Annotated in this window: 25 protein-coding genes; 15 read left to right on the plus strand and 10 right to left on the minus strand. The window is 64.0% G+C overall.

The window, feature by feature from the left end; translation table 11 throughout:
- The first annotated feature begins 19 nt into the window (after positions 1–19).
- The 3 genes from RT97_RS13820 to RT97_RS13830 all read left to right on the plus strand — a co-directional run bounded on the left by RT97_RS13820 (position 20) and on the right by RT97_RS13830 (position 2,991).
- The gene (locus RT97_RS13820) at positions 20–1,096 is read left to right on the plus strand and encodes a sugar phosphate isomerase/epimerase family protein (RefSeq protein WP_042579335.1); all 1,077 of its coding nucleotides are present in this window, start codon (positions 20–22) and stop codon (positions 1,094–1,096) included.
- Between the two features lie 43 nt (positions 1,097–1,139).
- Entirely contained in the window at positions 1,140–2,099 is a 960-nt protein-coding gene (locus RT97_RS13825; protein WP_042579336.1) for an ABC transporter substrate-binding protein, read from the plus strand.
- 154 nt (positions 2,100–2,253) lie between these two features.
- Positions 2,254–2,991 carry an HD domain-containing protein gene (locus RT97_RS13830; protein ID WP_042579337.1) on the plus strand — a complete coding sequence of 246 codons (738 nt, stop codon included), beginning with the start codon at positions 2,254–2,256 and terminating at the stop codon, positions 2,989–2,991.
- On the opposite strand, the gene RT97_RS13835 is transcribed toward RT97_RS13830, so the two are convergent.
- A complete protein-coding gene (locus RT97_RS13835) occupies positions 2,988–3,401 on the minus strand; it encodes a winged helix-turn-helix transcriptional regulator (RefSeq protein WP_052810651.1) in 414 nt (137 codons plus the stop codon). The genes RT97_RS13830 and RT97_RS13835 overlap by 4 nt on opposite strands.
- An 87-nt stretch (positions 3,402–3,488) precedes the next feature.
- Between RT97_RS13835 and RT97_RS13840 the strand changes: the two genes are divergently transcribed.
- From RT97_RS13840 to RT97_RS13850, 3 genes are all read left to right on the plus strand, one after another.
- The gene (locus tag RT97_RS13840) at positions 3,489–3,806 is read left to right on the plus strand and encodes a DMT family transporter (RefSeq protein ID WP_042579338.1); all 318 of its coding nucleotides are present in this window, start codon (positions 3,489–3,491) and stop codon (positions 3,804–3,806) included.
- Between the two features lie 17 nt (positions 3,807–3,823).
- Complete coding sequence (locus RT97_RS13845) at positions 3,824–4,462, plus strand: FMN-dependent NADH-azoreductase (protein ID WP_042579339.1); 639 nt, start codon at positions 3,824–3,826, stop codon at positions 4,460–4,462.
- 133 nt (positions 4,463–4,595) lie between these two features.
- Entirely contained in the window at positions 4,596–4,985 is a 390-nt protein-coding gene (locus RT97_RS13850) for a DUF427 domain-containing protein (RefSeq protein WP_042579340.1), read from the plus strand.
- A 96-nt stretch (positions 4,986–5,081) separates the two neighbouring features.
- Here RT97_RS13850 and RT97_RS13855 read toward each other — a convergent pair whose 3' ends face one another.
- From RT97_RS13855 to pcaD, 4 genes are all read right to left on the minus strand, one after another.
- Positions 5,082–5,462 carry a hypothetical protein gene (locus tag RT97_RS13855; RefSeq protein WP_042579341.1) on the minus strand — a complete coding sequence of 127 codons (381 nt, stop codon included), beginning with the start codon at positions 5,460–5,462 and terminating at the stop codon, positions 5,082–5,084.
- Positions 5,463–5,698: 236 nt separating this feature from the next.
- Positions 5,699–6,505, minus strand: coding sequence for an APH(3'') family aminoglycoside O-phosphotransferase (locus tag RT97_RS13860; RefSeq protein WP_080898286.1), 807 nt, complete (start codon positions 6,503–6,505; stop codon positions 5,699–5,701).
- On the minus strand, positions 6,506–6,841 hold the full coding sequence (locus RT97_RS13865; protein ID WP_042579342.1) for an SMR family transporter: 336 nt from the start codon (positions 6,839–6,841) through the stop codon (positions 6,506–6,508).
- A 30-nt stretch (positions 6,842–6,871) separates the two neighbouring features.
- A complete protein-coding gene (gene pcaD / locus RT97_RS13870; RefSeq protein ID WP_042579343.1) occupies positions 6,872–7,666 on the minus strand; it encodes a 3-oxoadipate enol-lactonase in 795 nt (264 codons plus the stop codon).
- Between the two features lie 104 nt (positions 7,667–7,770).
- On the opposite strand from pcaD, the gene RT97_RS13875 reads away from it, so the two are divergent.
- Positions 7,771–8,721 (plus strand): LysR family transcriptional regulator, encoded by a 951-nt coding sequence (locus RT97_RS13875; protein ID WP_042579344.1) that lies wholly within the window; start codon positions 7,771–7,773, stop codon positions 8,719–8,721.
- A gap of 6 nt (positions 8,722–8,727) precedes the next feature.
- On the opposite strand, the gene RT97_RS13880 is transcribed toward RT97_RS13875, so the two are convergent.
- Both RT97_RS13880 and RT97_RS13885 read right to left on the minus strand, forming a co-directional pair.
- Positions 8,728–9,261 carry a cupin domain-containing protein gene (locus tag RT97_RS13880; protein ID WP_042579345.1) on the minus strand — a complete coding sequence of 178 codons (534 nt, stop codon included), beginning with the start codon at positions 9,259–9,261 and terminating at the stop codon, positions 8,728–8,730.
- Positions 9,258–10,001 carry an NAD-dependent epimerase/dehydratase family protein gene (locus RT97_RS13885; RefSeq protein ID WP_042579346.1) on the minus strand — a complete coding sequence of 248 codons (744 nt, stop codon included), beginning with the start codon at positions 9,999–10,001 and terminating at the stop codon, positions 9,258–9,260. Before RT97_RS13885 ends, RT97_RS13880 begins: the two co-directional genes overlap by 4 nt.
- 91 nt (positions 10,002–10,092) lie before the next feature.
- On the opposite strand from RT97_RS13885, the gene RT97_RS13890 reads away from it, so the two are divergent.
- The 8 genes from RT97_RS13890 to RT97_RS32120 all read left to right on the plus strand — a co-directional run bounded on the left by RT97_RS13890 (position 10,093) and on the right by RT97_RS32120 (position 21,410).
- Positions 10,093–11,535: a PLP-dependent aminotransferase family protein gene (locus RT97_RS13890; RefSeq protein ID WP_042579347.1), complete on the plus strand. Its 1,443-nt coding sequence runs from the start codon at positions 10,093–10,095 to the stop codon at positions 11,533–11,535.
- A 462-nt stretch (positions 11,536–11,997) separates the two neighbouring features.
- Positions 11,998–12,954, plus strand: coding sequence for an NAD-dependent epimerase/dehydratase family protein (locus RT97_RS13895; protein ID WP_042579348.1), 957 nt, complete (start codon positions 11,998–12,000; stop codon positions 12,952–12,954).
- Between the two features lie 99 nt (positions 12,955–13,053).
- Positions 13,054–14,157 (plus strand): methyltransferase, encoded by a 1,104-nt coding sequence (locus RT97_RS13900; RefSeq protein WP_052810652.1) that lies wholly within the window; start codon positions 13,054–13,056, stop codon positions 14,155–14,157.
- The gene (locus RT97_RS13905) at positions 14,147–15,334 is read left to right on the plus strand and encodes a DegT/DnrJ/EryC1/StrS aminotransferase family protein (protein WP_080898287.1); all 1,188 of its coding nucleotides are present in this window, start codon (positions 14,147–14,149) and stop codon (positions 15,332–15,334) included. The genes RT97_RS13900 and RT97_RS13905 overlap by 11 nt, the downstream gene beginning before the upstream one ends.
- The gene (locus tag RT97_RS32115) at positions 15,331–16,068 is read left to right on the plus strand and encodes a WbqC family protein (protein ID WP_155403807.1); all 738 of its coding nucleotides are present in this window, start codon (positions 15,331–15,333) and stop codon (positions 16,066–16,068) included. The genes RT97_RS13905 and RT97_RS32115 overlap by 4 nt, the downstream gene beginning before the upstream one ends.
- Before the next feature lies 1 nt (position 16,069).
- Positions 16,070–17,137 (plus strand): hypothetical protein, encoded by a 1,068-nt coding sequence (locus tag RT97_RS33435; RefSeq protein WP_172672202.1) that lies wholly within the window; start codon positions 16,070–16,072, stop codon positions 17,135–17,137.
- On the plus strand, positions 17,134–17,853 hold the full coding sequence (locus tag RT97_RS13920) for a methyltransferase domain-containing protein (RefSeq protein WP_042579350.1): 720 nt from the start codon (positions 17,134–17,136) through the stop codon (positions 17,851–17,853). Before RT97_RS33435 ends, RT97_RS13920 begins: the two co-directional genes overlap by 4 nt.
- Before the next feature lie 2 nt (positions 17,854–17,855).
- The gene (locus RT97_RS32120) at positions 17,856–21,410 is read left to right on the plus strand and encodes a glycosyltransferase (RefSeq protein ID WP_052810655.1); all 3,555 of its coding nucleotides are present in this window, start codon (positions 17,856–17,858) and stop codon (positions 21,408–21,410) included.
- On the opposite strand, the gene RT97_RS13930 is transcribed toward RT97_RS32120, so the two are convergent.
- The 3 genes from RT97_RS13930 to RT97_RS32500 all read right to left on the minus strand — a co-directional run bounded on the left by RT97_RS13930 (position 21,407) and on the right by RT97_RS32500 (position 25,312).
- Entirely contained in the window at positions 21,407–22,618 is a 1,212-nt protein-coding gene (locus RT97_RS13930; protein ID WP_301280752.1) for an acyltransferase family protein, read from the minus strand. The two genes, RT97_RS32120 and RT97_RS13930, sit on opposite strands and share 4 nt — an antisense overlap.
- A 253-nt stretch (positions 22,619–22,871) precedes the next feature.
- Entirely contained in the window at positions 22,872–23,087 is a 216-nt protein-coding gene (locus RT97_RS33440) for a hypothetical protein (protein WP_042579352.1), read from the minus strand.
- Positions 23,088–23,353: 266 nt separating this feature from the next.
- Positions 23,354–25,312 carry a DUF6891 domain-containing protein gene (locus RT97_RS32500; protein WP_080898289.1) on the minus strand — a complete coding sequence of 653 codons (1,959 nt, stop codon included), beginning with the start codon at positions 25,310–25,312 and terminating at the stop codon, positions 23,354–23,356.
- Positions 25,313–25,665: the final 353 nt, after the last annotated feature.

Here is a 25,665-nt window from a genome sequence, read left to right on the forward strand (position 1 = left end):
TCTGCAGGAGCGTCGGCACATGGCAACCAACATCAAGGGCCCGGGCATCTACCTCGCGCAATTCGCGAGCGACACGGCGCCGTTCGATTCGTGGGACGCGATCACGCGCTGGGCCGGCGGGCTCGGCTTCAAGGGCGTGCAGATTCCCTCGTGGGACGCGCGCATCTTCGACCTGAAGAAGGCCGCCGAATCGAAGACCTACTGCGACGAAGTGGCCGGCGTGGCGCGCGAGAACGGCGTGGAGATCACCGAACTCGGCACGCACCTGCAGGGGCAGCTCGTGGCGGTGCACCCGGCCTACGGCGAGGCCTTCGACGGCTTCGCGCCCGAGGCCTACCGGCGCAACCCGGTCGCGCGGCAGGCGTGGGCGGTGGAGCAGATGCTGTTCGCCGCGAAGGCCTCGCGCAACCTGGGCTTGAAGAGCACTGTGAGTTTTCCGGGGGCGCTCGCGTGGCCGTATCTCTATCCGTGGCCGCCGCGGCCGGCGGGTCTGATCGAGGCCGCTTTCGACGAACTCGCCAAGCGCTGGCACCCGATCTTCGATGCATTCGAAGACGCCGACTGCCACGTCTGCTTCGAGCTGCATCCGGGCGAGGACCTGTTCGACGGCGTGACCTTCGAGATGTTCCTGGAGCGCGTGAAGAACCATCCGCGCTGCTGCATCAACTACGACCCGTCGCACTTTCTGCTGCAGCAGCTGGACTACCTGGAGTTCATCGACATCTATCACTCACGCATCAAGGCGCTGCACATCAAGGATGCGGAGTTCCGCCCCACGGGCCGCCAGGGCGTGTACTCGGGCTTCCAGCCGTGGGTGAACCGTGCGGGGCGCTTCCGGTCGCTCGGGGACGGGCAGATCGACTTCGGCGCCATCTTCTCGAAGATGGCGCAATACAACTACGACAGCTGGGCCGTGCTCGAGTGGGAGTGCTGCCTCAAGCACCCCGAGGACGGCGCGGCCGAGGGCGCGGAATTCATCCGCCGCCACATCATCCGGACGACCGAGAAAGCCTTCGACGACTTCGCAGGCGCCCAGACCGATACCCAGCAACTTCGCCGGATGCTGGGTTTGCAGACGAGCACCACGGCGAAATAACCCATCGAGCTAGCTTTATCTACAACGAAGGAGACAAGAGACCATGACGAACCGAAGAATCTTTTCCTGCATCGCACTGGCGGTGTGCGCGCTCGCGAGCCTGCCCGCGCTGGCCCAGAACAAGGCGACGGTGATGGGCGTCTCGGTGCCCGCCGCCACACACGGCTGGACCGGCGGCGTCGTCTACTGGGCCAACCGCACCAAGGCCGAACTGGAGAAGCAATATCCCGGCATGAAGGTCTTCGTGAAGACCGCGGGCTCGGCCACCGAGCAGGCCAACCAGGTGCAGGACCTGCAGACGGTCAACAAGATCGACACGCTGGTCATCCTGCCCTTCGAATCGGCGCCGCTCACCAAGCCGGTGGCGCAGGTCAAGTCCAAGGGCGTGTTCGTGACGGTGGTCGACCGCGGCCTCACCGACCCGAACGCGCAGAGCGCCTACGTGGCCGGCGACAACCCGGGCTTCGGCAAGGTGGCGGGCGAGTACATGGCCAAGGCCATGGGCGGCAAGGGCAACGTGGTCATCCTGCGCGGCATTCCGACGGTGATCGACAACCAGCGCGTGGATGCCTTCAACGAAGTGATGAAGGCCAACCCCGGCATCAAGGTGCTCGATGCCAAGCACGGCAACTGGAACCGCGACGACGCGTTCAAGGTCATGCAGGACTACCTCACGCGCTTCAAGCAGATCGATGCGGTGTGGGCCTCCGACGACGACATGGCCGTGGGCGTGCAGAAGGCCATCGAGCAGGCCAAGCGCGACGACGTGAAGCTGGTGGTGGGCGGCGCCGGCGCCAAGGGTTACATCAAGAAGGTGATGGACGGCGACAAGATCGTCTCGGCCGACGTGACCTATGCGCCCAGCATGATCGCCGACGCGATGAACCTCACGGCGAAGGCGCGCGTGGAAGGCGGCACGATGCCGGCGACGACGATCATTCCATCGGTGCTGGTCACCAAGGAGAACGCGGCGAAATACTACTTCCCCGACTCGCCGTTCTGAAAGTGCGCGCGCCGGAGCAAGCCCGAACCACGGCAGGTCGAGGCCCACGGCGCGCGGCCCCTTGAACGGCCTGCATTGTGGAATTGCAGAGACATCAATTCCATTCGGTTTGGCGTTCGCCCATGATCGTGTCCAGGCAACCCATAGGTTCACGATGCGCACGGACATCCCAGGCATACGCATTCCCGACAGCCAGCTCGCGCGCGAGATGACGCAGTTCATTCGCGACACCGAAAGCGACCTGCTCTTTCACCACTCCCTGCGCGTCTACTGCTGGAGCGCCTTGACAGGGAACCGGAGCGGCTTGAAGTTCGATACCGAGCTGCTGTACGCAGCCTGCATGTTCCACGACATCGGCCTCACCCCGCGCTATGAAGCAAGCCAGCTTCGCTTCGAGGTCGATGGCGCGAACGCCGCGCGCGATTTCCTGCAGGGGCACGGCATCGGCGAGCGCGACATCGAAACGGTCTGGAACGCCGTCGCGCTGCACACGACGCCCGGCATCCCGCAGTTCATGCGCGCGGAGGTCGCGCTGGTGCAGGCGGGCGCCGGCATGGATGTGGCGGGCCGCGGCTACGACCAGTTCACCGATGCGCAGCGCGAAGCCGTCGTGGCCGTCTTTCCGCGGGAAGCGGACTTTGCGCATGGAATCATCGATGCCTTCCACCAGGGCATGAAGCACCGGCCCGACAGCACCTTCGGCACCTTCAATGACGACGTGTTGGCGTTCAAGGAGCCGGGCTTCAAGCGCATCGACATGTGCACCATCATCCTGGCGTCGCAATGGAACTGCCGGGTCGGGTGCGATGTTGCGGGCTGTGCGCGCCATGCGCACCATGCGCACCATGCGCATTCCACGCCCGCTGTTCCGGGCCCGGAGAACGCCCCCTAGAACCTGGCGCGCGCCACCTTCTGCGCCCTGTCGATCTCCGCGTGGTTCGACTCGGCCCAGCGGTCCACGGCCAGCAGCGTCTTGCTCAGCGACAGGCCGAGCGCGCTGAGCCGGTACTCCACATGCGGCGGCACCGTCTGGCGGTCGTCGCGCAGCACGAGCCCGTTGAGCTCCAGCTCGCGCAGGGTCTGCGTGAGCATCTTCTGCGAGATGCCACCAACCCGGCGCAGCAGTTCGTTGTTGCGCTGCGGCTTGCCGCGCAGCAGCGGAATGACCAGCAGTGCCCACTTGTTGGCGACCAGCTCGAGCACGCGGCGCGACGGGCAGCCGGCGCTCCACACATCGGCCGGTGCATCGGCCTCGCCTGCCACAGGCGCGGGGGTGGTGGACGGCGGCTTTTCGATTCCCATGGTTACCAGAAGGTGCGTACTTGTTGAAGAGAGCGGCGGCGGGAAGTATCGGGTCTCGCTCTTTTCCCCCGCAACAAGGAGTCTTTCATGGGATGGGTTTTTCTTCTGGCCGCAGGCCTCGTCGAGATCGCGATGGCCGCGGCGCTCAAGCAATCGGAGGACTGGACGCGGCTCGTGCCATCGGTGCTCGGCGTGCTGACGGCGCTCGTGAGCATCTTCCTCCTGGCCAAGGCGCTCGGCTACCTTCCGCTCGGCCCGGCCTACGCGATCTGGACCGGCATCGGATCGGTCGGCGTGGTGCTGATGGGCGTGCTGTGGTTCGGCGAGGCGCTCTCGGCGGCGCGGCTGGGTTGCATCGTGCTGGTGGTCGCCGGTTCGGTCGGGCTGCGGCTCACCGAAGCCTGATGCGGGAGCCGCCACGCATGACCGCCACCACACGCATCCTGCACATCGAGGCGTCGCCCACCGGCGCCCGTTCGCGCTCCAGGGACACGGCACTTCACTTTCTCGCGCAGCACCGGGCGCACCACCCCGAAGTCGAGATCGAGACGCTGGACCTCTGGAAGACCGACCTTCCCGCCTTCGACGCCACGATGATCGACGCCAAGTTCGCGGTGCTGCGTTCGCAGACCGCCACCGCCGAGCAGCAGCGCCGCTGGCAAGGCGCGGTGCATCTCGCGCGCGCCTTCAATGCGGCCGACAAATACGTCTTCAACCTGCCGATGTGGAACTTCGGTATTCCTTATCAACTGAAGCACTACATCGACATCGTCACGCTGCCCGGCGAGAACTGGACGTGGTCGCCGCAGGCGGGCTATGCGGGTCTGCTGCACGGCAAGCGCGCCGCGCTCGTGTATTCGAGCGCCGGCGACTATCCGGTGGGCCTGCCCTCGCACGAGAAGGACTTCCAGAAGCCGTACATGCGCACATGGCTGCGGTTTCTGGGCATCGACGACGTGGTGGAGATTGCCGCCGCTCCCACGCTCGCGCCGCCCGAGACCGTGGCCGCCGCGCTGGCGCGGGCGCGGGTGGAAGCCGAGCGCCTGTCATTGAGCTTCTAGCCATATCGCCGACCTTTAACCATTCTGGGAATGGGTCGATTGACGGGGGGCTTCAAACCGTCATGACATGGGGGCAAGATGCGCATCCGCCGATTTCTTGCCTTCATCCCGATCTGACCGAAGGAGCCTGCTCATGTTCGCCACTGCAGAACGAACCATCAAGATCCCCGGCCCCGACCATGCCATCACCATCGCGCGCAATCCGCACCGCGTGGTGGTATCGGTCGATGGTTGCGTCGTCGCCGACACACGCGAGGCGCTCACGCTGCGCGAGTCGCACTTCGGCACGGTGCACTACATCCCGCGCAAGGACGTGAAGATGTCGCTGCTCGAGCGCACGCAGCACGCCACCTACTGCCCCTACAAGGGCGAAGCCAACTACTACAGCATTCCGGCCGGCGGCGAGCGTTCGGTGAATGCGGTGTGGACCTACGAGGCGCCCTACGACTCGGTCGCGCAGATCAAGGACCACGTGGCCTTCTATCCGGACCGCGTGGGGCCGATCGAAGAGCGGATCGTCTAGCCGCGCTTGCACATCGACACAAAAAAAGCCGGGCCCCGCTTTCGCGGGGCCCGGCTTTTTTACGTCTGCTCGCCAGCGAAGGCGAGGTGGACCCGATTACAGCGGCAGTGCATCGCCACGAGCGGCGGCGCGGGCTGCGGCACGCACCGTGGCGCGGTCTACACCGCTGGCCAGCACCGGTGCGACACGCGAGGTGGCGCCTTCGGCATACGGGTTCTCGCTGCGTGCGGCAACTGCGGCTTCAGCGCGAACGGCAGAGCGGCTGGTCGAGGAGACGAACACTTGCGCAGGGCCTGCATTGGCGCCGGTGGCATACGGGTTGGCGGTGCGTGCGGCAACCACGGCCTGGCCTGCGACGTCGGCGCGGCTCACGGTGGAGTTCACTTGCTGCACGCCTTCGTAGGTTTCAGCATGGGCGGCACCGGCAACGGCCATCAGGGCAACAGCGACGGCGGAGAGGATCTTCGAGGCGGTCATTTGGATTTCCTTCAGTTCAGTTCAAGTTCTTGCTTGGTTGATTACGAACCGGTCTTGGGTGGGTCACCGTCCCTCCGGGGGCGGCCACCTCGCTCGGGGCCCTGTTCACTCGGATCAGTTGAGTGCTGGTCCGTGAGATGAATTGTGCGCCGCGATCTAAGTAAAAACCCTTGGCAAAAGGAACCGCGGTGTTCACCGTTAGGAAACAATCGTGGCCGCTGCGGCCACCACGACGCTCATCCCCAGGTCAGCGGATCCAGGCGCAGGTAGAAGGCGAGGCGCTCGTCGTCGGGGGCGGCAATGCCGTGGGCCTCGAAGAGCGACTCGCGCGCCGAGATCGGCTGCCCGGCGTCGGTCCACGTCTCTCGCGCATTGGCGAGCAGCAGCGACAGGTCGACGTACCGGTCCGCCGCACCTAGCCGTCCCAGGTCGACAAGGCCGGTGCAGCGCAGCGTCTGCGGATCGACCATGAAGTTCGGCAGGCACGCATCGCCGTGGCAGACCACGAGGTCGCGTGTTTCCTGCGCGAGCCGTGCAGGCAACTCCGCGCGCAGACGGTCGAGCAGCACCTGTGGCGCAATGGCCTGGTCCTCGGGGTCGAGGAAATCCGGGTTCACCGCATTGCGTGCGACGACATCGGTGGCGCGATCGAACATCGCCGAGAGGCGGCGCGCGAACGGGCAATCGCTCGCCGGAATGGCGTGCAGCGCCCTTACCCGCTCGGCGATCGATGGCCATGCCGCCAGCAGCTCGACCGCCGTGAGATCGCTGGCCGGCACACCCGGCGCGGCGCGCGTGACGAGGCATGCACCGTCGCTCGACGCATGCCAGTCCAGCACGGCCGCCGACCCCAGGCCGAACGGCGCGAGCCACTCGGTGCGAAGGCGCTCCTCGTCGAGTTTCGCAGCACCCTTGCCGAGCGAAACCTTCGCGAACGCGGCACCATCGCTGCGCCGGTACACCGCATCGCCGGACTCGCCTTCGCTGGCGCGGACCCAGGTCTTTCCAAGCGGGAGCCCGGGCAACAGCTTCGCGGCGTCCATTCAGTGGCCCACCGATTTCGAGAACACGTTGACCACCACGACGCCCGCGATGATCAGCCCCAGCCCGGCGATCGCCGGCCCGTCCAGCGACTGGCCGAACCACAGCCAGCTCACCACCGAGATGAGCACGATGCCCACGCCCGACCAGATCGCATACGCGATGCCGGTGGGCAGTACGCGCAGTGCGAGCGAAAGAAAGTAGAACGACACCGCATAGCCCACCACCGTGGCCACGCTGGGCCACAGGCGGGTGAAACTGTCGGAGGCCTTGAGGAAGCTGGTCGCGAGCACTTCGACCACGATCGCGACCGCGAGATAGACGTAGGTAAGAGCCATCGAAGGACTCTAAACGCCCATCGCACGACCTCAGCGCAGAAACCCCAGCACCGCCTGCATGAACTCCACCGGGTACTCGATGTTCGACAGGTGCACCGCGGGCAGCACCACCAGCCTGGCGCCTGGCACGGTCGCGGCGATCTGCTCGCCATGGCTCGCGGCCGTCACGGTGTCGTGCTGGCCGGCGATCACCAGCGTGGGCCGCTCGATCAGCGCGATGGTGCGGCGCAGGTCCGCATCGCGAACCGCCGCCCAGGCGCCGGCCAGGCCCTGCTGGTCGGTGGCAAGCAGCATCGCGCGGAACGTATCGACCACGGGCTCCCTGGCCGCGAGCATGCGTGCGGGGAACCAGTTGGCAAGGAACACCTCGGCCGTCTCCGACAGGTCCGGCGCCTGCAGCACGGCGGCGATGCGCTCGTCCCATTGCTTTCCAGGCCCGAGGTAGGGCGACGTGTTGCTCAGGATCAGCCGGTCGATCCGCTCGGGCGCATGCACGCCGAGCCACTGCCCGACGAAACCGCCCAGCGAGAGGCCGAGGAAGTGCGCGCGCTCGATGCCCAGTGCATCGAGCAGCTCGATCGCATCGCGCCCGAGCCTGTCGAGCGAATAGGCACCGACGGGGACGCCCGAAGCGCCATGGCCGCGCAGGTCGTAGCGCAGCACGCGGAAGTGCTTCGAGAGTTCTTCGATCTGCGCGTCCCACATCCGCAGCGTGGTGCCGATGGAGTTGGACAGCACCAGCACAGGCTTGCCGGCTTCGCCGTCGATCCGGTACGCGATGCGTGCGCCGTCGCCGGCGTTCACGAAATTCAGTGGGTCGGTCATGGAGAGCTCGCTTTCAGTTCGATGGGTCGATGAAGCAAATCGTAGTTGCGGCTCTTCCTCAAAGATATTACAAAGATCGGTCAATCTCTGTAGCCAATACTGACATGACCGAATTTACCCTGCACGACCTGCAATGCTTCGATGCGATGATCCGCGCAGGCGGCTTCCAGGCCGCCGCTACGGCGCTGCATCGCTCGCACCCCGCCGTGTTCGCCGCCGTGGCCAAGCTGGAGCGGCAACTCGATCTGGTGCTGCTCGATCGCAGCGGCTACCGCGTGCGTGCCACCGAGGCGGGGCTCTCGTTCCATCGCCGGGCGCAGTCGCTGCTGCGCGAACTGGAGGGCCTGCGCACGCATGCCGCGCAGCTCGCGATGGGCGAGGAGAGCGAGCTGCACGTGGTCATCGGCGACCTGTGCCCGCGCCCGCAGGTGCTGGGCATGCTCGGCCGGTTCTTCTCGCAATGCGCGGGCACGCGGCTGCACCTGCATTTCGAGGCGGTCGAAGGGCCCCGGGAACGGCTCTTCGATGGCGAGGCCGATGTGATCCTGCACCGCATCGACAAGAGCGACGCGCGCGTGGAATGGGTGGACCTGTGCAAGGTGCCGTTCATTCCCGTGGTGGCGCCGGGCCTGCTGCCGGAGCCGATGCCGCGCGCCATCACGCCGGAGCGGATGCGCGAGTTCACGCAATGCGTGATGCGCGACACCGCGCGCCATTCACCGCAGCAGGACTACTTCATGGTCGAGGGCGCGCCGCAGTGCACGGTGGCCGACCAGTCGATGAAGAAGGAAATCATCCTGCAGGGACTCGGCTGGGGCCACATGCCGCGCTTCCTGATCGAGGACGAGCTGCAGAGTGGCCTGCTGCAATCCATCGCCGGGCGCCACCTGCCCGGCCGCGTCGAAGAGCTGGTGGCGGCGCGGCGCCGAGACCGGCCGCAGGGGCCGGTCGCGAATCGCCTGTGGGACCACATCCAGCACGAGGTGCCGGCGCTGCGTCGCGCGCTCGGTCCCCGGAAGACTGCGCCGCCTGCAAGGCCGCGCAAGCGCCGCTGAGCCGGCTCAGTCGGGCGGCAGCACCAGCGGCCCGCAGTTCGCGTCGGCCACGAACACCGCCACCAGCCTGGCGGGCTCCGCAGGATCGGGGTTCTCCGCAAACAGATGCAGCGTGCCCGGCGGCTCGAAGAAGGTCTCGCCGGTCTTGTACGTGCCCACCGGCCCGCCGCCCAGCTGCGAACGGATCGTGCCTTCGAGAATAATCGCGGTCACCGAGCCCGGGTGCCGGTGCGCCGGCGAATAGGCGAGCGGCGGAAAGTCGACGATGACCGTGGTCACCGACTTGCCTGGCACATGCGGCAGCGGCTCGCACGAGATCACCTTTGACAACGTTGCGGGCCGTGCGGCCTCGCCCGACCCCGCGGGCGCCGGCGCGGAAGAAAACATCGGCCGACTCACGGCGCTGCATACGTCGTCGAGCCATTGCGCGGCCTCCTGCTTGCCGCCATGCGGCATCAGCGCCCAGCCGGCCGCAAGCACGAGCGACAGCGTCGCTACGCCGGCCCCCACTTGGCTGCGATGAAGCCGAATCGCCTTCACGATGCCGAGCCTCGCGGCAGCCGCAGCGACGCGTACCAGCCCAGCTCGCGCCTGGCCTTCTCGCTGCTGACTTCGGCATTGTCCTCGGCGATGTTGAAGACGCCGCCCTGCGCATGCCGCAACGCCATCACCGCGGCCCAGGCCGCGGCCTCCACGTGGACCGGGCTCGCTCCCTTGGGCACGGCCGTCGACGTGCCTGGCCCGTAGATCTGCCCGTAGCGCAGCACCGTGGCCTTGATGCCGACGGCACCCAGCACGCTGCGCTCCAGCGCCGCCACGCCACCCACGCTCACACGTCGGATGCCCTCGGCTTGCAGATCGAGCGGATCGTCTTCGACGTGGGGCGTGCGCCCCGGCGCGTAGGCCCAGGCGATGCTCTGGGCAACCAGCCGGCGGCTGCCCGCCGCCAGTGCCGCGGCCACGAGGTTGCGGGTGCCTTCGGTGCGCACGCGGGCATTGCGATGGGCCGCTTCGGCCATGAGCTTGGGATCGAGGTCGGCCGGCAGGTCGGTGAGCTGGTGCACCACGACCTCGGGCCGGATGCGAAGCAGCGCCGCGCGAAGCGCCTCTGCGTCGAACACATCGACGACGACCGGCGCCACGCCCCGGGTCTGCAGCGCATGCGCGCGGTCGGCGCGGCGCGTACTGCCGTACACGTCGTAGCCCGCCTCCGTCAACAGCGGCACCAGCGCGGCGCCGATGGCACCGGCCGCACCCGCCACGAAAATCTTCTCGCGCATCGCATGTCCTTCCTGCTGCTGTTCGATGGGGTCATGCTAGGTTTTCGATGTCCTGCCGAAAAGTGGCAAGATTGACCGGAACGACAAGGCCATGATCCAAGAGAAAAAGTCCGCCACCGCCCTTCTGGCGATCGACCGCGCCACGTCCACGCCGCTGTACCGGCAGATCTATGCGCGCTTCAGGGCGGCCATCGAGCAAGGCGTGCTCCATCCGGGCGACCGCGTCGCCTCGGCACGCGACCTTGCCAGCGAACTGGGCGTCTCGCGGGGAACCATCGAGACGGCCTACAACCTGCTCATGGGCGAGGGCTATTTCTCGTCGCAGGGACAGGCGGGCACCGTGGTCTCCCCTTCGCTGCCCGCGCAGCGGTCGGCGCGGCGGGAGCGCCGGCGTGCCGATGCGCCCACCGACCGCCAGGCGCTTGCCGATGCCCGGCCGCCACCGCCTTTGCAGCTGGGCATTCCGGCGCTCGACGCCTTCCCGCGCAAGTTGTGGGCACGCCTGACCGCCCGGCGCGCCAGGGCGGCAACCCCAGCGGACATGTTCTACGGCGACCCTTCCGGCTACGCGCCGCTGCGCGCAGCCATCGCGGCGTATCTGGCGGTGTCGCGCGGCGTGTCGTGCCACCCTTCGCAGGTCTTCGTGACGGGCGGGTACCGCGCATCGCTCGCGCTCATCGCGCACACGCTGCTCGACAAGGGCGATGCCGTGTGGGTCGAGGACCCGGGCTATCCGCCCACGCAGGAGGTGCTGCGCAGCGGAGGCCTGCGCGCGGTGCCCGTGCCGGTGGACGACGAAGGCATGGTGGTCGCGCGCGGCGTGCGCAAGGCGGCCGGGGCACGCATGGCCGTCGTCACGCCCTCGCACCAGGCGCCGCTCGGCGTGTCGATGTCGCTCGCGCGGCGGCTGCAGTTGCTCGAATGGGCTTCGCGCTCGAAGGCGTGGATCGTGGAAGACGACTACGACGGCGAATACCGCTACGCCGGCCCGCCGCTGCCCGCGCTCAAGAGCCTCGATGGCAACGACCGCGTGCTGTACGCCGGCAGCTTCTCGAAGGTGCTGTATCCGGGCCTCGCGCTGGGCTACGTCGTGGCACCGGAATCGCTTTGCGCCGCTTTCGCCACGGCCGCGCAGACCGGCTCCAACGGCAGCCCGCAGATCACGCAGGCCGTGGTCGCCGATTTCATGCGGGGCGGCTATTTCCCGCGCCACCTGAAAAAGATGCGGCTGCTCTACGCGCGTCGGCGCGGGATACTTGTGGCCGCTTTGCTCAAGACGTTCGGCGACGAGGTGCGCATCGACTTGAAGAGCGGCGGCATGCACCTGATCGCACGCTTCGACGAGCGCACCGAGCGCGACACCGAACTGGCCCGCCGCGCGCAGCTCGCCGGGTTGAATTGCCAGCCGCTTTCGGAGCGAGGCTCAGCGGGTTTTCGCGATGAAGGGTTGCTGATGGGTTTCACCAACGTGGCCTCGTCCGCGCAGGCGCAGCAGTTGGCTGTGAAGCTGCGCAAGGCGCTGGGCCTCCGCTGATATCTTGAATTTCACGCCAACCTGCATTCGGCGCGGCGAGAGGTTGCTTGCGGCCTCGTGGTATGAGCGTGGTCTTGACGGGGCTGTGGCTCTCAGCAGCCTGTTGCTTGGTTCAAAAAGGTGGATCAGGCTCGTTGCCTAAAAGCTCTGCAACACCCCATAGAAAAAAGCGCAATTAACTATCACAAAATAAACCATAACTTTGACATGGTTGATGCCCTCAATCGCAACCTGTTCACGAATAGGACCTAAGTTTTCAATTCACCGATTTATGGGAGGTCAACCAGAGACATTGTGTTTACAGTCTGCACGAATAGTTAACTTGTAACTACATATAGCTACAAACTCTGAGCGTACCTGCGCCAGGCGACATGTCGATGACAGCCGCATCCAGGTCCGGCGCTCACGACTGTTCTGTGTCGCGTGCTTCGCGCGACAGGCGATCGCTTGCGGAACAACTCAATGAACATTGCTGGCTCGAAAGTTTTGGTGCTTGGTGGAAAAGGCTTCCTCGGTCGGCACTTGAGCGAGCTGCTTCTGGCCGAAGGTGCTTCGGTTCGAATATTCGATCGCGCAAGAAGCCATCCGGCCGACCAGGAAAGTGCCTGCAAGCACTTGGAGGTCATCCAAGGTGATTTTGTAGAGGGCCACGGACTCTCCCAGGCGCTCGACGGCGTGGACCTTGTTTATCACCTTGTAAGCAGCACTGTTCCAAGCGGCTCGAACGCAAACCCGATCGAAGACGTCAGCAGCAACCTGATCGGGACGCTTCGGCTCTTGGACATGATGCGTTACTCGGGAGTCAAGAGAATCGTCTACGCGTCCTCGGGCGGCACGGTCTACGGCAATCCGCGATCGCTGCCGGTGCCCGAAGCGCACCCTCTTCAACCGATCAGCTCATACGGCGTCGTCAAGGTCGCGGTCGAGAACTATCTGCACCTTCAGTCCGAACTGAACGGACTCACCGCGAACATCTTGCGCATTTCCAATCCGTACGGGATGCACCAGAACCGAATCGGTGCCCAGGGCGTGATTGCGACGTTCGTGCGCAAGCTTATGAACAACGAGCCCATTGAGATCTGGGGCGACGGCTCGGTTGTGCGCGACTATGTTTACGCCACCGATGTCGCCCGCGCACTTGTCCTTGCCGGACAGCGTTCGCAATCGGGCGTGTTCAACATCGGCAGCGGCATGGGGCACAGCATCAACGAGGTGCTCAGGCTCATCCGTGAACAGACGGGGCTCGATGGCGAGGTCCGATACCTGCCCCACCGCCGCTTTGATGTTCAGCGCACGTATCTCGACATCGAACGCGCTCGCGTCGAACTGGGCTGGCAACCCAGATACTCGCTTGAGGAGGGTTGCGCCCGCTACTGGCATTTGCTCCTTAACAGCGCGCGGGCGCCGGCACTGTCGTGAACTCCGCAAGGTCGCCCGCGTCGACGGCACGCCTGCGATGCAGGTGCTGTCGTCTTTTGAACACAGCATAAGTTGCCAACTTACCGTCTTAGGCCCCAGATGCTCCCCGATGCAGAAAATGCCGGCGCCTTTCATTCGCTGGCAGCCGCCCTCGAAAGCCCGGCCACCGATGAATCGCCGGCCCAGGCGATACGTCGCATGGCGGGCGGCTTCGCGATGACCCAGGTGCTGCATGCTGCCGCACGAGCAGGCATCGCCGACGCGCTGGGCGACGACGCTCAAGGCGCGGCCGAATTGGCCAGCGTGCTGGAACTGCACCCGCACGCCCTCGAACGCTTCCTGCGCATGATGGTCGTGTTGGGACTGCTGGAGCAGGAGAACGCCACCGACTTCAGGCTCTCTGCGACCGGTCAGCTTCTGCGCGCCGATCATCCCTTGTCGATGCGCAATCGCATCTTGTACATCGGCGCCATCAACTATCCGGCGGCGAGCGCCGCGCTGCACGCGGTGCGAACGGGTCAGCCCGCGTTCGATCACGTGTTCGGCAAGCCGTTCTTCGACCACCTCGCCGAGCAACCGGAACTGGGCGGCTTCTTCAACGAGCTGATGAAGCGCGGTGTAGACGGTCGGGTTGCAGGCATCGTGCAAGCGCGCGACTTTTCGCGCGCGAACCACATCGTCGACATCGGAGGGGGCAACGGCGCGCTCCTGTCGGCGATCCTGACCCAAGCGTCGCAGTCGCGCGGCGCCATATTCGACACCGCCGCAGTGATCGCAGAGGCGCGCGAGCGCCTCGAGGGCACCGCGGCGGGCGGGCGCATCGACCTGATCGAGGGAGACCTCTTTCACGGCGACTATCCGCAAGGCGCGGACCTCTACCTGCTCTCCAACATCATCCATGACTGGAACGACGCGCAGGCCGCAACGATCCTGCGCCACTGCGTGTCCGCCATGCCTCGGGGCGCCACGCTGGTTCTGATCGAAGAGCTCATGCCCGAGCAGGCTGCAGATTCGCCGGCCACCATCGCGAACGACTACTCGATGCTGCTCCTGACCGGTGGACAGGAGCGCACCGAGGCCCAGTACGGCGCGCTGCTCGAGCGTTCGGGACTCACGCTCGCAACGGTGACACCGTTTGCCATTGAGACGTGCGACGACAGGCGCAAGGGCAACTGGGCCTTGCTCGAATGCCATGCAAGATAGTCCGTTCGATCTTCGCGACCTCGCCCCTTCCGAACGCAGCGACGAGGACGGGACCTTGACTCGACGCCCCCCCGTCTATGTTACCCAGCCAGTGCTGCCACCTCTTGAGGATTTCCTGCCTTCATTGCGCGAAATCTGGGAGAGCAAGGTGCTCACAAACGGTGGGCCCTTTCACGACCGGCTCGAAGCAGCGTTGTGCGAATACCTCGGGGTCGAACACATCTCGCTGTTCACCAATTGCACGATCGGCCTGGTCACCGCCTTGCAGGCGCTGCGCGTGTCGGGCGAGGTGATCACCACGCCCTATTCCTTCACCGCTACAGCGCATTCCCTCTTATGGAACCGCATCAAGCCGGTGTTCGTCGACATCGATCCTCATACGCTCAATCTAGATCCTGCGCGAATCGAAGCGGCAATCACCCCGGCTACGACGGCCATCATGCCGGTGCACTGCTATGGACATCCGTGCGATGTCGCGGCCATCGAGAAGATCGCCCGCTCGCATGGGCTGAAAGTCATCTACGACGCGGCTCACGCCTTCGGCGTGCAACTGCACGGCAGCAGCCTCCTGAAGCACGGCGACCTTTCGGTGCTGAGCTTTCACGCGACGAAGGTTTTCAACACCTTCGAGGGCGGGGCCATCGTTTCGCCCGATGCGCAGACCAAGAACTACATCGACCAGCTGAAGAACTTCGGCTTTGTCGATGACGTGACGGTGGTCACGCCGGGCATCAACGGCAAGATGAGCGAGTTCAATGCCGCGCTCGGCTTGCTTCAGTTGGGCGGCGTGGACCAGGCGATCGCCAGGCGACGCGAGATCGACAAGAGATACCGCCAGGGGCTTCGCGCGACCAGAGGAATCCACTGCGTCGGCGATGCTGGCGAGCGCGTTGCCAACCACGCCTACTTCCCTATCCTCGTGCGGCCTGAGTACCCACTCTCGCGCGATCAACTCTATAAACTGCTGCACGCGCACGACATTCACACGCGGCGCTACTTCTACCCGCTCGTCAGCAGCTTCGAGATGTATCGCGACCTGCCATCCTCCGACCCCGAGGGGCTGCCAGTGGCACACCGGGCGGCCGAGCAGGTGATCTGCCTTCCGATCTATCCAGCACTCTCCAACGAGGACGTCGACCGCATCATCGCCATCCTTCAGGAGGCTGGCGCACCGTGAAAAAGATAGCGGGCATGCAGCCCTACTTCTTCCCGTACATCGGCTATTGGCAGTTGATCGACGCGGTCGACTGCTTTGTCCTGTTCGACGAAGCCCAGTACATCAAGCAGGGCTGGGTCAATCGCAACCGCATCCTGAAGGTGGGCGGCGGCTGGCAGTATATCCAGGTCCCCGTTGCGAAGCATCCGATGTCCGCGTCGATTCGGGAGGTACAGATCGCGGCCAACGCCAAATGGCAATCGCGGATCCTGAACCAGCTCGCGCAATACGGCAGCAGGGCGCCGTTTTACGAAGACACGTTCGGTGCGATCGAAGCAGCCCTTGTTCGAGCCAGCGCGCAAAGCATCGGCACCCTCAACTCCCGCCTCATCCGGGAGATCTGCGCGCTCTTGTCGATCGACACCGAACTTGTGGTTTCCTCCGACCACGGATTCGATTACTCGGAAGTGAAGGAAACCGGCGATTGGGCACTCGCCCATGCAGCCCAACTCGGCGCAACCGAACTCATCAACCCCATCGGTGGGTTCGATCTGCTGGATGCGGAGAAATTCAAGGCACGCGGCATCGGCCTGTCGTCCCTCGAGACGCCTGCCACCACCTATTCGCAGTCCGCGGCGCCATTCGAACCATCGCTGTCCATCATCGACGTGCTGATGCACAACGGCATTGCCGGCACGAAAGAACTGCTAGCCAAGCGACGGATCGTCTGCCGTGTCGAGTCGGCGCAGCACTGACATGACCGACCGGTCGAGCGACCCGCCTTGCAGCCCCGGAGAAATGGAGATCGGGGGCTTCTTCGAGCTGGCATTGCCCGATTTCGGCGAGCCATTTCCGAGCCACTTTCTCAAGTTCCAGTCGGCGCGGTCGGCCTTGCGAAGCGCATTGGAAAACAGTCGCTTCAGGCGAGTCCTGCTGCCAGCCTACATTTGCGACTCCGTGGTCCAGGCCGTATCGGATGCCGGCCTGGTGCCCGAGTTCTATCGACTCGACAACCGTCTCGCACCGCTTGTCCCCGCGGCCATTTCGGTTGATACCGCGATGCTCTGCGTCAACTATTTCGGCCTGTGCGATGACGTCATCGCACAAATGCGGGACAGGGTCTCCCCGGCTCAGTTGATCGTCGACAACACGCAGGCGTTGTTCTCCGCACCCGCTGGAGCATGGGCGACGATCTACTCGCCCCGCAAGTTCTCTGGACTCCCGGACGGAGGGTTGCTCGTTAGCGAGAACACTGCGATCGTCATGCCGGCAGAACAGGACAACGCTTCGCTGGCGCGGATGGAGCATTTGCTCGTGCGCATGGCAGCAACCGCACGCGAGGGCTATGCGAGCTTCCTGGCCTCCGGGCATTCGCTGGACAACACACGACCGCTGCGAATGTCGCGCCTGACGGACCGGCTGCTGCGAAGCATTGACATGCACGCCATGAAAAGCCAGCGACGCAGCAATTTCGAACGCCTCGCCGCAGCCTTCGACACCACCAACACGCGCCGATGGATACTCGGGACCTCATCTGTGCCGATGTGCTACCCGCTGGTGATCGGCGAAGACGTCCGGGGCATTCGCAAGGCACTGGCAGATGACAGCGACATCTACATTGCCGCCTATTGGGAAGAGGCCCGGCGCCGGATCGAGGACGGCGGCGTCGAGCACACCATGCTGGACAAATGCCTGGCGCTCCCCTGCGATCAACGATATACACCGGCGGTCATCGATCGCCTGATTGCCTGTGTGCGCCGCGTCTTGAACGCCGGTCCCAGCCGCAGAAGCTCTTCCACCATTTCACCGATTGCAACGCAATGAGCGACTACTGGAAAAATCACTACGACGCCAATGCCGAGAAGTTTGCGGACTCGCCCCTGAAGCAGGTCGACAGAACCATCAATGGGGAGGAAATGAGCCAGGCGCAGCTCGACCTGACCATCGACGCCGTAGTTCAGGCGTTGGATCTGCAGCGTGGTGATCGTCTTGTGGACCTGTGCTGCGGCAACGGCCTCATCACCGAGGCCATCGCTCGCCAGGTCGAGAAAATAGTCGGCGTCGATTTTTCCGAAAAGCTGGTGGAGTTCGCGCGGCAGTCCAATAGCGCGCCGAATATCGAGTACGTGGTCTCGGATGTATCCAAGCTTCCCAGCGACTTCTTCGGCGAAGCCAACAAGGTCTACATGCGCGACTCCGTCTCATGCCTGAACTCCGAAGGGCTCTCCAGGCTCTTTCGACTGATCGGTGGCGCGGCGCATTTCGAAAAGCTCTACATCGCCGGTGTGCCCGATGCCGACAAGCTCGCCGTCTACTACGACGACGACGAAAAGATGGCTTTCTATCGCCAAAGAGAGGCCATGGGCAAGCCGCATATCGGCACATGGTGGACCGAAGAGGAGATTAGGAAACTGATCGAAGCAGCCGGATTGCAAGTCTCTTTCTACGCGCAACACCGGGAGCTCGCGAGCGCGTACTACCGCTTCGACTGCGTCATCGAGAGGGCTCGCCCCGCCTCTCAGCCCGATTCCGGAGCGTGACCATGCCTAGAGTTCTGGTTGTCCTCACATCCTTCAACCACGCGGCGCATCTGGGCGAATCCATCGACAGTGTGCTGGGCCAGACTTTCTCGGACTTCGAACTGGTCGTCCTGGACGACGCGTCTCGAGACCATTCCTGGAAGTTGATCTCCGAATACACCGACCCGCGTCTTCGAGCGTTCTCGAGCCGGGCTCCCGGCGAGGTCGTGCACCGAACGAACGATGCTTTCTCGCGCACGAACAGCGAATACATCGCACTCCAGCATTCGGATGATGTGTGGAAGCCGGAAAAGCTTCAACGCCAGGTGGCTTACCTCGACGCGCACCCGGAGATCGGCGCGGTCTTTACTTGGGTACAAGTCATCGACGAGACAGGCGCCCGAGTCGACAACGACTGGTTCGATCGGCACAACCAACCGCGTTGGGCATGGCTGAATGAGCTGTTCAATCAGAAGAACACGCTCAACCACCCCAGCGCTCTTATTCGAAAGCGCTGCTACGACGAAGTCGGAGGCTATCGCTACGGACTTGCGCAAACAGACGACGCCGACTTCTGGAGCCGGATCCTGGTGCGGCATCCGATTCACGTGCTCCAGGAAAAGCTGACGATGCACAGGATCTTCACCGACAAGTCGAATGTCAGTGGAGACCGTCCCGAGGTGGCGGTGCGCAGCGCACACGAATGGAATTTCTTGCGCGAGAACCTTCTCGCATTGCGCGACTTCGACGAGATCGTCCGCGTGTTTCCCGATCTCGAACCCTTTCGCCGTGAGGCCGGTTTCAACGTCAAATTCCTGCTGGCCATGGCATGCGTGCGATCGCCGAATCGCAGCGCCTGGCCCCTTGGGCTTGACTGGATGTTCGAGCTGCTGAATGACAAGGCGCAAAGAGATCAGCTCGCCGAGCTCTATGCATTCACCGATCTGAGCTTTGTAAAGCTGTCCGCTTCGCTCGATAGCTACCTGCTGGAATCCAGCAAGCAGCTCGACCAGACGGTTGCCGATTACGAGGCCAAAGTCAGCGGCGTGCTGTCCGAATACGCGACCTTGCAGGGTGTGCTCTCCCAACGCGACATCATGCTGAAGGATGCGACGAGCGAGTACGCGCGCAACATGCAACGCCTGCAAGATGAATACATCGAGGCAGCGAAGATCGTTCAGGCGCGGCACGCCCAAGCCCTGGCGGATTCAGAGAGAGAGCTTGAAGACCTGCGCCTTGCGAAGTTGAAGACAGACCAGAAGGCTGCCGAGGCCGAAGACCTTGTCGAAACGGAGCGCAAGAGAGCCGATGCTGCGCGTCAAGAGGCGGAAGCGCAGAGCGCCAGGGCCGATGCGGCGCGCTCGGAGGCGCAAGCGCAGAGCGCCAGAGCCGATTCGGCAAGAGCGGCAGCCGAAGCAGAAGGCGCCAGGGCCCACGCGTCGTTGGCGAAGGCTCAAGCGCACAGCGCGAGGGCCGACGCCGCCGAGCGTGAAGCAACTCAACAGCGGGAGCGAGCGCTGAACATCGAGAATCAGCGGGAGGCCATTGCGGTGCGCCTTGCTGCGTTGGAGTCCAGCTCAAGCTGGCGCGCTACAGCTCCCCTGCGACGCTTGCTGGTCGACAAGCCGCGCACCGCGCAAACAATCCGTCGCGCGGCAAAGCTGGTCTGGTGGACCGCCAGGTTCCAACTCTTGCAAAAGTCGCGTGAATGGCGAGCGCGGCGGCAAGCAGCGCGCCTGCCCGCCACAGTCGAGGTCGTGCAACCGGTCCCAGATACGCCGGTGACGGCACCAGTCTTCGTGGACGACGTGAGTCAAGTGCCCGAGCACTGCGCAGATGCGCTGTCGTTCGAGAAGGCCCAGCTCTCGGAATGGCTGCAGGCGGCGAAGACCTGTCTTGCAAGCAGCGACCGCCCCGCGCTGTCGCATGCGCTCCTGCTTCGCTACTTCAATTGCCTCGAACTCTCCACGACGACTGCGAACGCGTGGATAGATTTGCTCGAAGCGCCGGCAACGCAATTGCCCGAAAAATCGGAAGAGTTCGCATCGTTGGCTGCGAGCTTCAAGTCGTACTCGCGAGTGGGCGACTTTGCAGCTTATCTGCGGGACAGCCCGCTCTTCGATCCCGATTTCTACCGCGCCCAACTCCTCCTCGAGATGAGCGACACCGACGCCGTCTGGCACTATCTTCTCGTGGGCGAGCCGCTCGGTATTTATCCCTCTCAGGCATTCGATCCGAGCTACTACGGCAAGAAATATCCGGATGTGACGGAAGCCGGCATGAACTGCCTCTTTCACTACATCATCGGCGGGCAGCGCGAAGGTCGCCGCGCTACCATGCCGCTGATTGCGCACAGGACGGGCGCCACACCGATCGATCCGCAAAAGGAAAATGTGGTTCTGGTGGTTCACGAGACCTCACGGACCGGAGCCCCCATCCTCGGCTGGAACATCGCCGTGATCCTCGCAAAGAAGTACAACGTTTTCAGCGTGCTTCTGGGAGACGGTGCGCTGACGCCCGACTTCGAGGCCATCAGCTGCGAGACCGTCGGACCGCTGGACGGCGTGCACACAGCGCCGCTAGAAGCCGAATTTGGGCTCGCGCCGTTGTTTGCTGGCCGTGCGTTCAAGTACGCGATAGTCAACAGCGTTGAATCGCGCGTAACGGTCGAGGTCTGTGCCAAGCATTCCGTCCCGACAGTGCTGCTCGTGCATGAATACGGCTCCTATGTCTGGCCGGCGTCGGCGCTGGGCAAGGCACTCGACATGGCCACGGAGGTGGTCTTTCCAGCCGCATCCGTCGCAAGGTCATCGATGCAAACGCACCCGCCGCTGCGCAGTCGCAGCATGCATATAGAGGCGCAGGGCATGTCTCTGCTGCCCTCCAGCCGCAATGAGACTGTCCGACAGAATCAGGACGAACGCATTCGTGCTCTGATGCAGATTCGAGCGGGCGGGGCGATGATCGTTACCGGCGCCGGCTCTGTGAACATCCGCAAGGGAGTGGATGCATTCATCGGCGTGGCCGCCGACGTCAAGCGCATCGGCGGAGCCCAGCCGATCCACTTTCTGTGGGTGGGCGGTGGCTACCGTCCGAACGACGATATGGGCTACTCGGTCTACCTGAAAGAACAGATGGCGCGTTCCGATGTCGAGGACTTCATCACCTTCATCGACGAAGTCCAGGACCTTGAGCCTATCTACGCGATGAGCGATTTCTTCATGCTGGCATCGCGCCTCGATCCCCTGCCAAACGTATCGATCGACGCGGCACAGCGCGGAATACCGACCATCTGTTTCAAGGAGGCCAGCGGGATGGCCGATCTATTGCTTGCTGACCCCGACACGTCCATTGGCGTTGTACCTTACATGGATACTCGCGCGGCCGCGGAGGTCATCTTGCAGCTGGCGACAGATGATCCTGCCCGTGCTCGACTGAGCGAAGCGACACGCCGCCTGGCCGAGGCAGCTTTCAACATGGAGCGGTATGTGCAGCGGCTCGATCGCATTGGCAGTGCGCACTCGCCAAGCGGCATTCAACGCCGGCAGATCGATGAACGTACGATGGTGTCCGCCTAGGGTCCCGAGGTACGCGCACGCGAGCTCAGGGCATCCTGGGGCGGCAAGGCAGAACGTGTCCAGCTTCGAGTGAGGAGGCTTTGCGCGGGCTTCTCGACCAGCAGGTAGCTGAAGGAAGCAAGGACGAAGAGCAGGCTGAAATAGACCGCCTCTGGCACCTGCGGCCACTCGAGAGTTGCGATGAAAAACTTCATCAGGATCTGATGAAGCATGTAGATCGAGAAGCTGATCTCCCCCAGGTAGACCAGCGGGCGCAGTGCCAGCACTCGGCCCACGCGCCCCCGGCCCATGGCGAATACGGCGATCAGGATCGCGAACACCCAACATGAGCCAGCTGGCATCAAGAACATGCGGACAGGATCGGTGCTCAGTCCATAGATAAGAGAAAAAACATGGAACAGCCAAGTCGCGCAGAGCGAGGCCGCCAGCAACTCGATCAAAGTCCACGCATTCACCGAGAGCTTCAGATCGGCAATGTATTTTTTCCACAGGCACCAGGTCGCCATTCCGAGGCAGAACTCGAAGCCTCGCACAAGAGGGTTTGGGTACGTCGCATAAACCGAGGTCAGATCCTGGATGCCGCCATTGGCGGGGACCTTCAAGAGCACCAGGGCGGCGATCACCAAAACAGCCAGCAAGGCCGAGCCTAGAAGCTTCCAATGCCAAGTGCGCTCGATCTTCACGAGCAGCAAGGGAAAGGCCAGATAGAAAAACATCTCGGTCGAGATGCTCCAGGACACCGAATTCCACGAATAAACATATGCGGCGAACGGGAGCGCCGAGTGCACAAGGCTCAGATTGAATGCGAGCGCGATCCACTTGTTGAAAAGCCCTGTGCCTTCGAAGGTGACCCATGCAGGGGGAATCGCCAAACAAAGCACCAGGATCGAGAACACGTGGACAGGCCACAGCCGCGCAAAGCGCGCTCGCATGAAAACTCCGTATGACAGCTGAGGACGGCCGCTATAAACGTGAGCGAGGATGAAACCCGAAAGCACGAAAAAGAAGCTGACACCGTGCACCAGCGGAAGATTTCCCAGCGACCAGGGCCACTTGAACATCTGGGACGAATGCTGAGTGACGATCATCATTGCCGCGATGAATCTCAGCGTGGTGAGTGCCGGGAGATTTTGGGACTTTGGGTGTGGGTTCAAAGCGCTTTCTGCTTTCGAGATCCGAGAAACGTCACTGAAGATAGAGCGAGCCACCCTTCAACGGGATCGCAAACCGATCGCCTTGACGCGCAGTCCGCCCTGCTTTTTGCAGTTCGCCCTCTCCAACCTTTCGCGCAAGCCATCCGGGGCCGGTCCCATTCGCCATGAAACCTGCGTTTCGATCCTACCAGCGAAGCTGGCGCACTCCCTAAGCAACATCGCGGCGCCGTCAGCACCGTGTTCTTCAGCCCATCAGGGAAAATACGGGGGCGTACGCGACCTCCAATTGCACCGAGCACGCACCTTCTCAGTGCATGTTGAGCGGCTTTTCAACTTTGAGTGCGGCAAGCGCAGCGCGCATCTCGTCCTTGGTTCCTCCCACGCACCCGTCCCAGAATGCACCATCGGGCCAGCACAACCTGAACGCCACGCAATCGCTCTCAGTGGCGCCAATGCGTTCCAAAAGATCCGTCAGTTCTGCAAGCTCTATATCAAACCCCAGATGCAGGAGGAAAGTGGTCAATGCAGATGGCCCCGGTGAGAACTTGCGATTGGTGGTGCCGATCTTGCCAGTACACCTCGTACGCCTCCAACTTTTTTTCGGGGATGAGACGGGGAGCTCAGATCGCGTTTGACCTCACGAGATGGCAACCACCAACAGCTGGTTAATGTCAGGCCCATGTGAGCTTCTGGCATCGGTGCTACTGGCTTCATCATTCCAACTTTGCGCGGACTGTTAGCCCACATACTCTCTTGCCGTGCCAGTAAACCGATTGCACAGCCAACGGTTCAATCAGCCTCTTGGTCCACCGCCGCGCCACGGTCCTTGATCCGCGTGACCTGCGACAGCACCGCATCCTCCGACGTCATGTCCGGCCGCGGCCCCTTGTAGACCGGTTGCTCGAACTTGCCGCCCGCGTAGCGATAGAGATAGCGCACCTCCACCAGCGTGCCCGCCGCGGGCAGCGCCTCGTTGGGCGGCACGGTCACGTTGCCCATGTCGACCATCGCGCCCGTCTCGTCGCGCAGCCCCACGGCCACCGAGCGCTGCGCGTTCACGCGGATCACCTCGCACGTCGCGCTCTGGTTGAACTTGAACTTCAGGCTCGCGGTGCTGCGACCCGCAGCGAACGGCGCGGCGAGCGCCTTGAGCACATAGCCTTCGCCATGCGCGGCCAGTAGTTCAGCCGCGCGGCGGCGCTTGCCTTCGGCGGTGGTCTCCAGGTCGAGCACCACCATCCACGGCAGGTGCGCAACGGTCTTGTGCAGATGGCCGAAGCGTTCGATGAAAGGCGCGCCACGCAGATCCTGGCCATCGAGCTCCAGCAAGTCGAAGGCCTTGAAGCCATCGCCGACATGCTCGCCCGCGATGACGGTGCGGCCCGCCGATGCAACAGAACCGCCGGTCCAGGCCTGCGGAATGTCGACGAAGAGCCCGCGGCGGTTCGTGCCGCGTACCGTTTCTCCCTCGATCAGCAGGATGCGGTTCTCGCCATCGGCCTTTTCCTGCAGGCCCCAGCCCGCGTCGTCGAAGTAGCGCGCCACCTGCGCTTCGAGAATCAGCGTGGGCAGTTGCGGCAGCTCGCCGCTGATGCGGCCGGCGAGGTCGGTCGAGGTGTAGAGCGCGCCCGACTGGTCGGGCGTGTAGCCCTTGGAGGTCTTCTCCTTCACGACCTTCTCGTAGATCTTCAGCGCGGCCTCGAAGGCGATCGGGCTGCTGGTCTTGGTGCCGGTGGCGAGCGTGCCGCCGCGGCGCCCATTGCCGTAGTCGACCACCCAGCCATCGTCCTTGGGGCGCAGGTGGACCTGGTAGACCTTGTCGGAGCCCTGGCCCGTGAAATAGAGAAAACTCGATTGCGATCCCTGTCCGCCAGCCGCTTGCGCGACGGGCACGGCCGAAGGCGTCGGGTTGCCCGGAGGCTTCGCAGGCGGGCTCGCTTCACGCAAATCGACCTCCGGCCGCATCGACGCGGCTCCGTTCCACCGCACCTCGAGGCCCGCCTTTCGGAAGTGTTCGACGATGAGTTCGCCGACGCGCAGCATGTCGGCATCGGCGCCCTCCGGCGCGCCCCAGTACGCGAGCGACAGCTGGCTGGTGCTCTTCGCGCGGTTCAGGTCCTGCCGTGTGTAGAAACAGAAGCCATGCACGCCGGCCGACTCGCCGCCTCGCTCGTGGAATGCCTCGGAGCAGTCGGAGAAACCATCGGACTGCGTTTGCCCCGCGTCTTGCAGCGCGACGAGGCCAGCCTTCGTCAACGCCTCGAAGACGGCATCGATCTTCGTCTTGGCGGCACGCCATTGCGCGGTCGTCATCTTCACCGGATCGGGCTCGGGCGGTGGTGGTTCCGGAATGGGTTTGCCCGTGACGCGCGCGAGGAGCGCGACCACCTCTTCCATCATCGCGTTCACCGTGATGTGGTTGCCGTGCCCGTCGCTGATGTCGGCCTTGGCGCCGGCATCCAGGAGCAGTTGCACCGCATCGGTCGTGGGCGCGAACTCGGCAGCGAGGTAGAGCGCGGTGCGGCCATCGGTGCCGGCGTATTCGAGCGGGCTTCCCGCATCGAGCAGGAGGCGAAGCACGGCGATGTTCGGCGCGACCTCGGTCTGGTTCGAGCCCATCGCGGCGCACTGCAGTGCGGTGAAGCCCTGCTTGTTCACCGCGGCCATGTCGGCCTCGGCGGCGATGCACGCGCGCACCGTTTCGACATCGGCTTCGCGCGCCGCTTCGAAAATCTTCTTCGGATCCATGGCACTCCCCGTCTGTTGGTTTTTGGATTCTGCCGCAGGCACACGGCGCGACATCGGCACGGCATCGGCGCGCGATGGCACTTCACAGCCCACGCGAAGCTCGCTACATTCGACGCCTCGATCCACAACACAGACTGGAGGTGTGCGATGAAAGAGCCTGCTATTCATTCCCCCACCCCTCGACTGTTTGTTGTCGGGTCGTGCAAGAACTGCCGCTGACGCGCCCCTGGCGCGGCACATGCCCCTGAAGGCATAGCCAGTTCGATCATCGCGGCCCTCCGCCGCGACACATCGCCCCGATTCAAACGCCACCGCCGGCGCGCTCGCGTGCCGCGCGATCCGTTCCCTTTTTC

Origin of the sequence: Variovorax paradoxus (assembly GCF_000834655.1) — a bacterium.
Taxonomy (GTDB): Bacteria; Pseudomonadota; Gammaproteobacteria; order Burkholderiales; family Burkholderiaceae_C; genus Variovorax; species Variovorax paradoxus_F.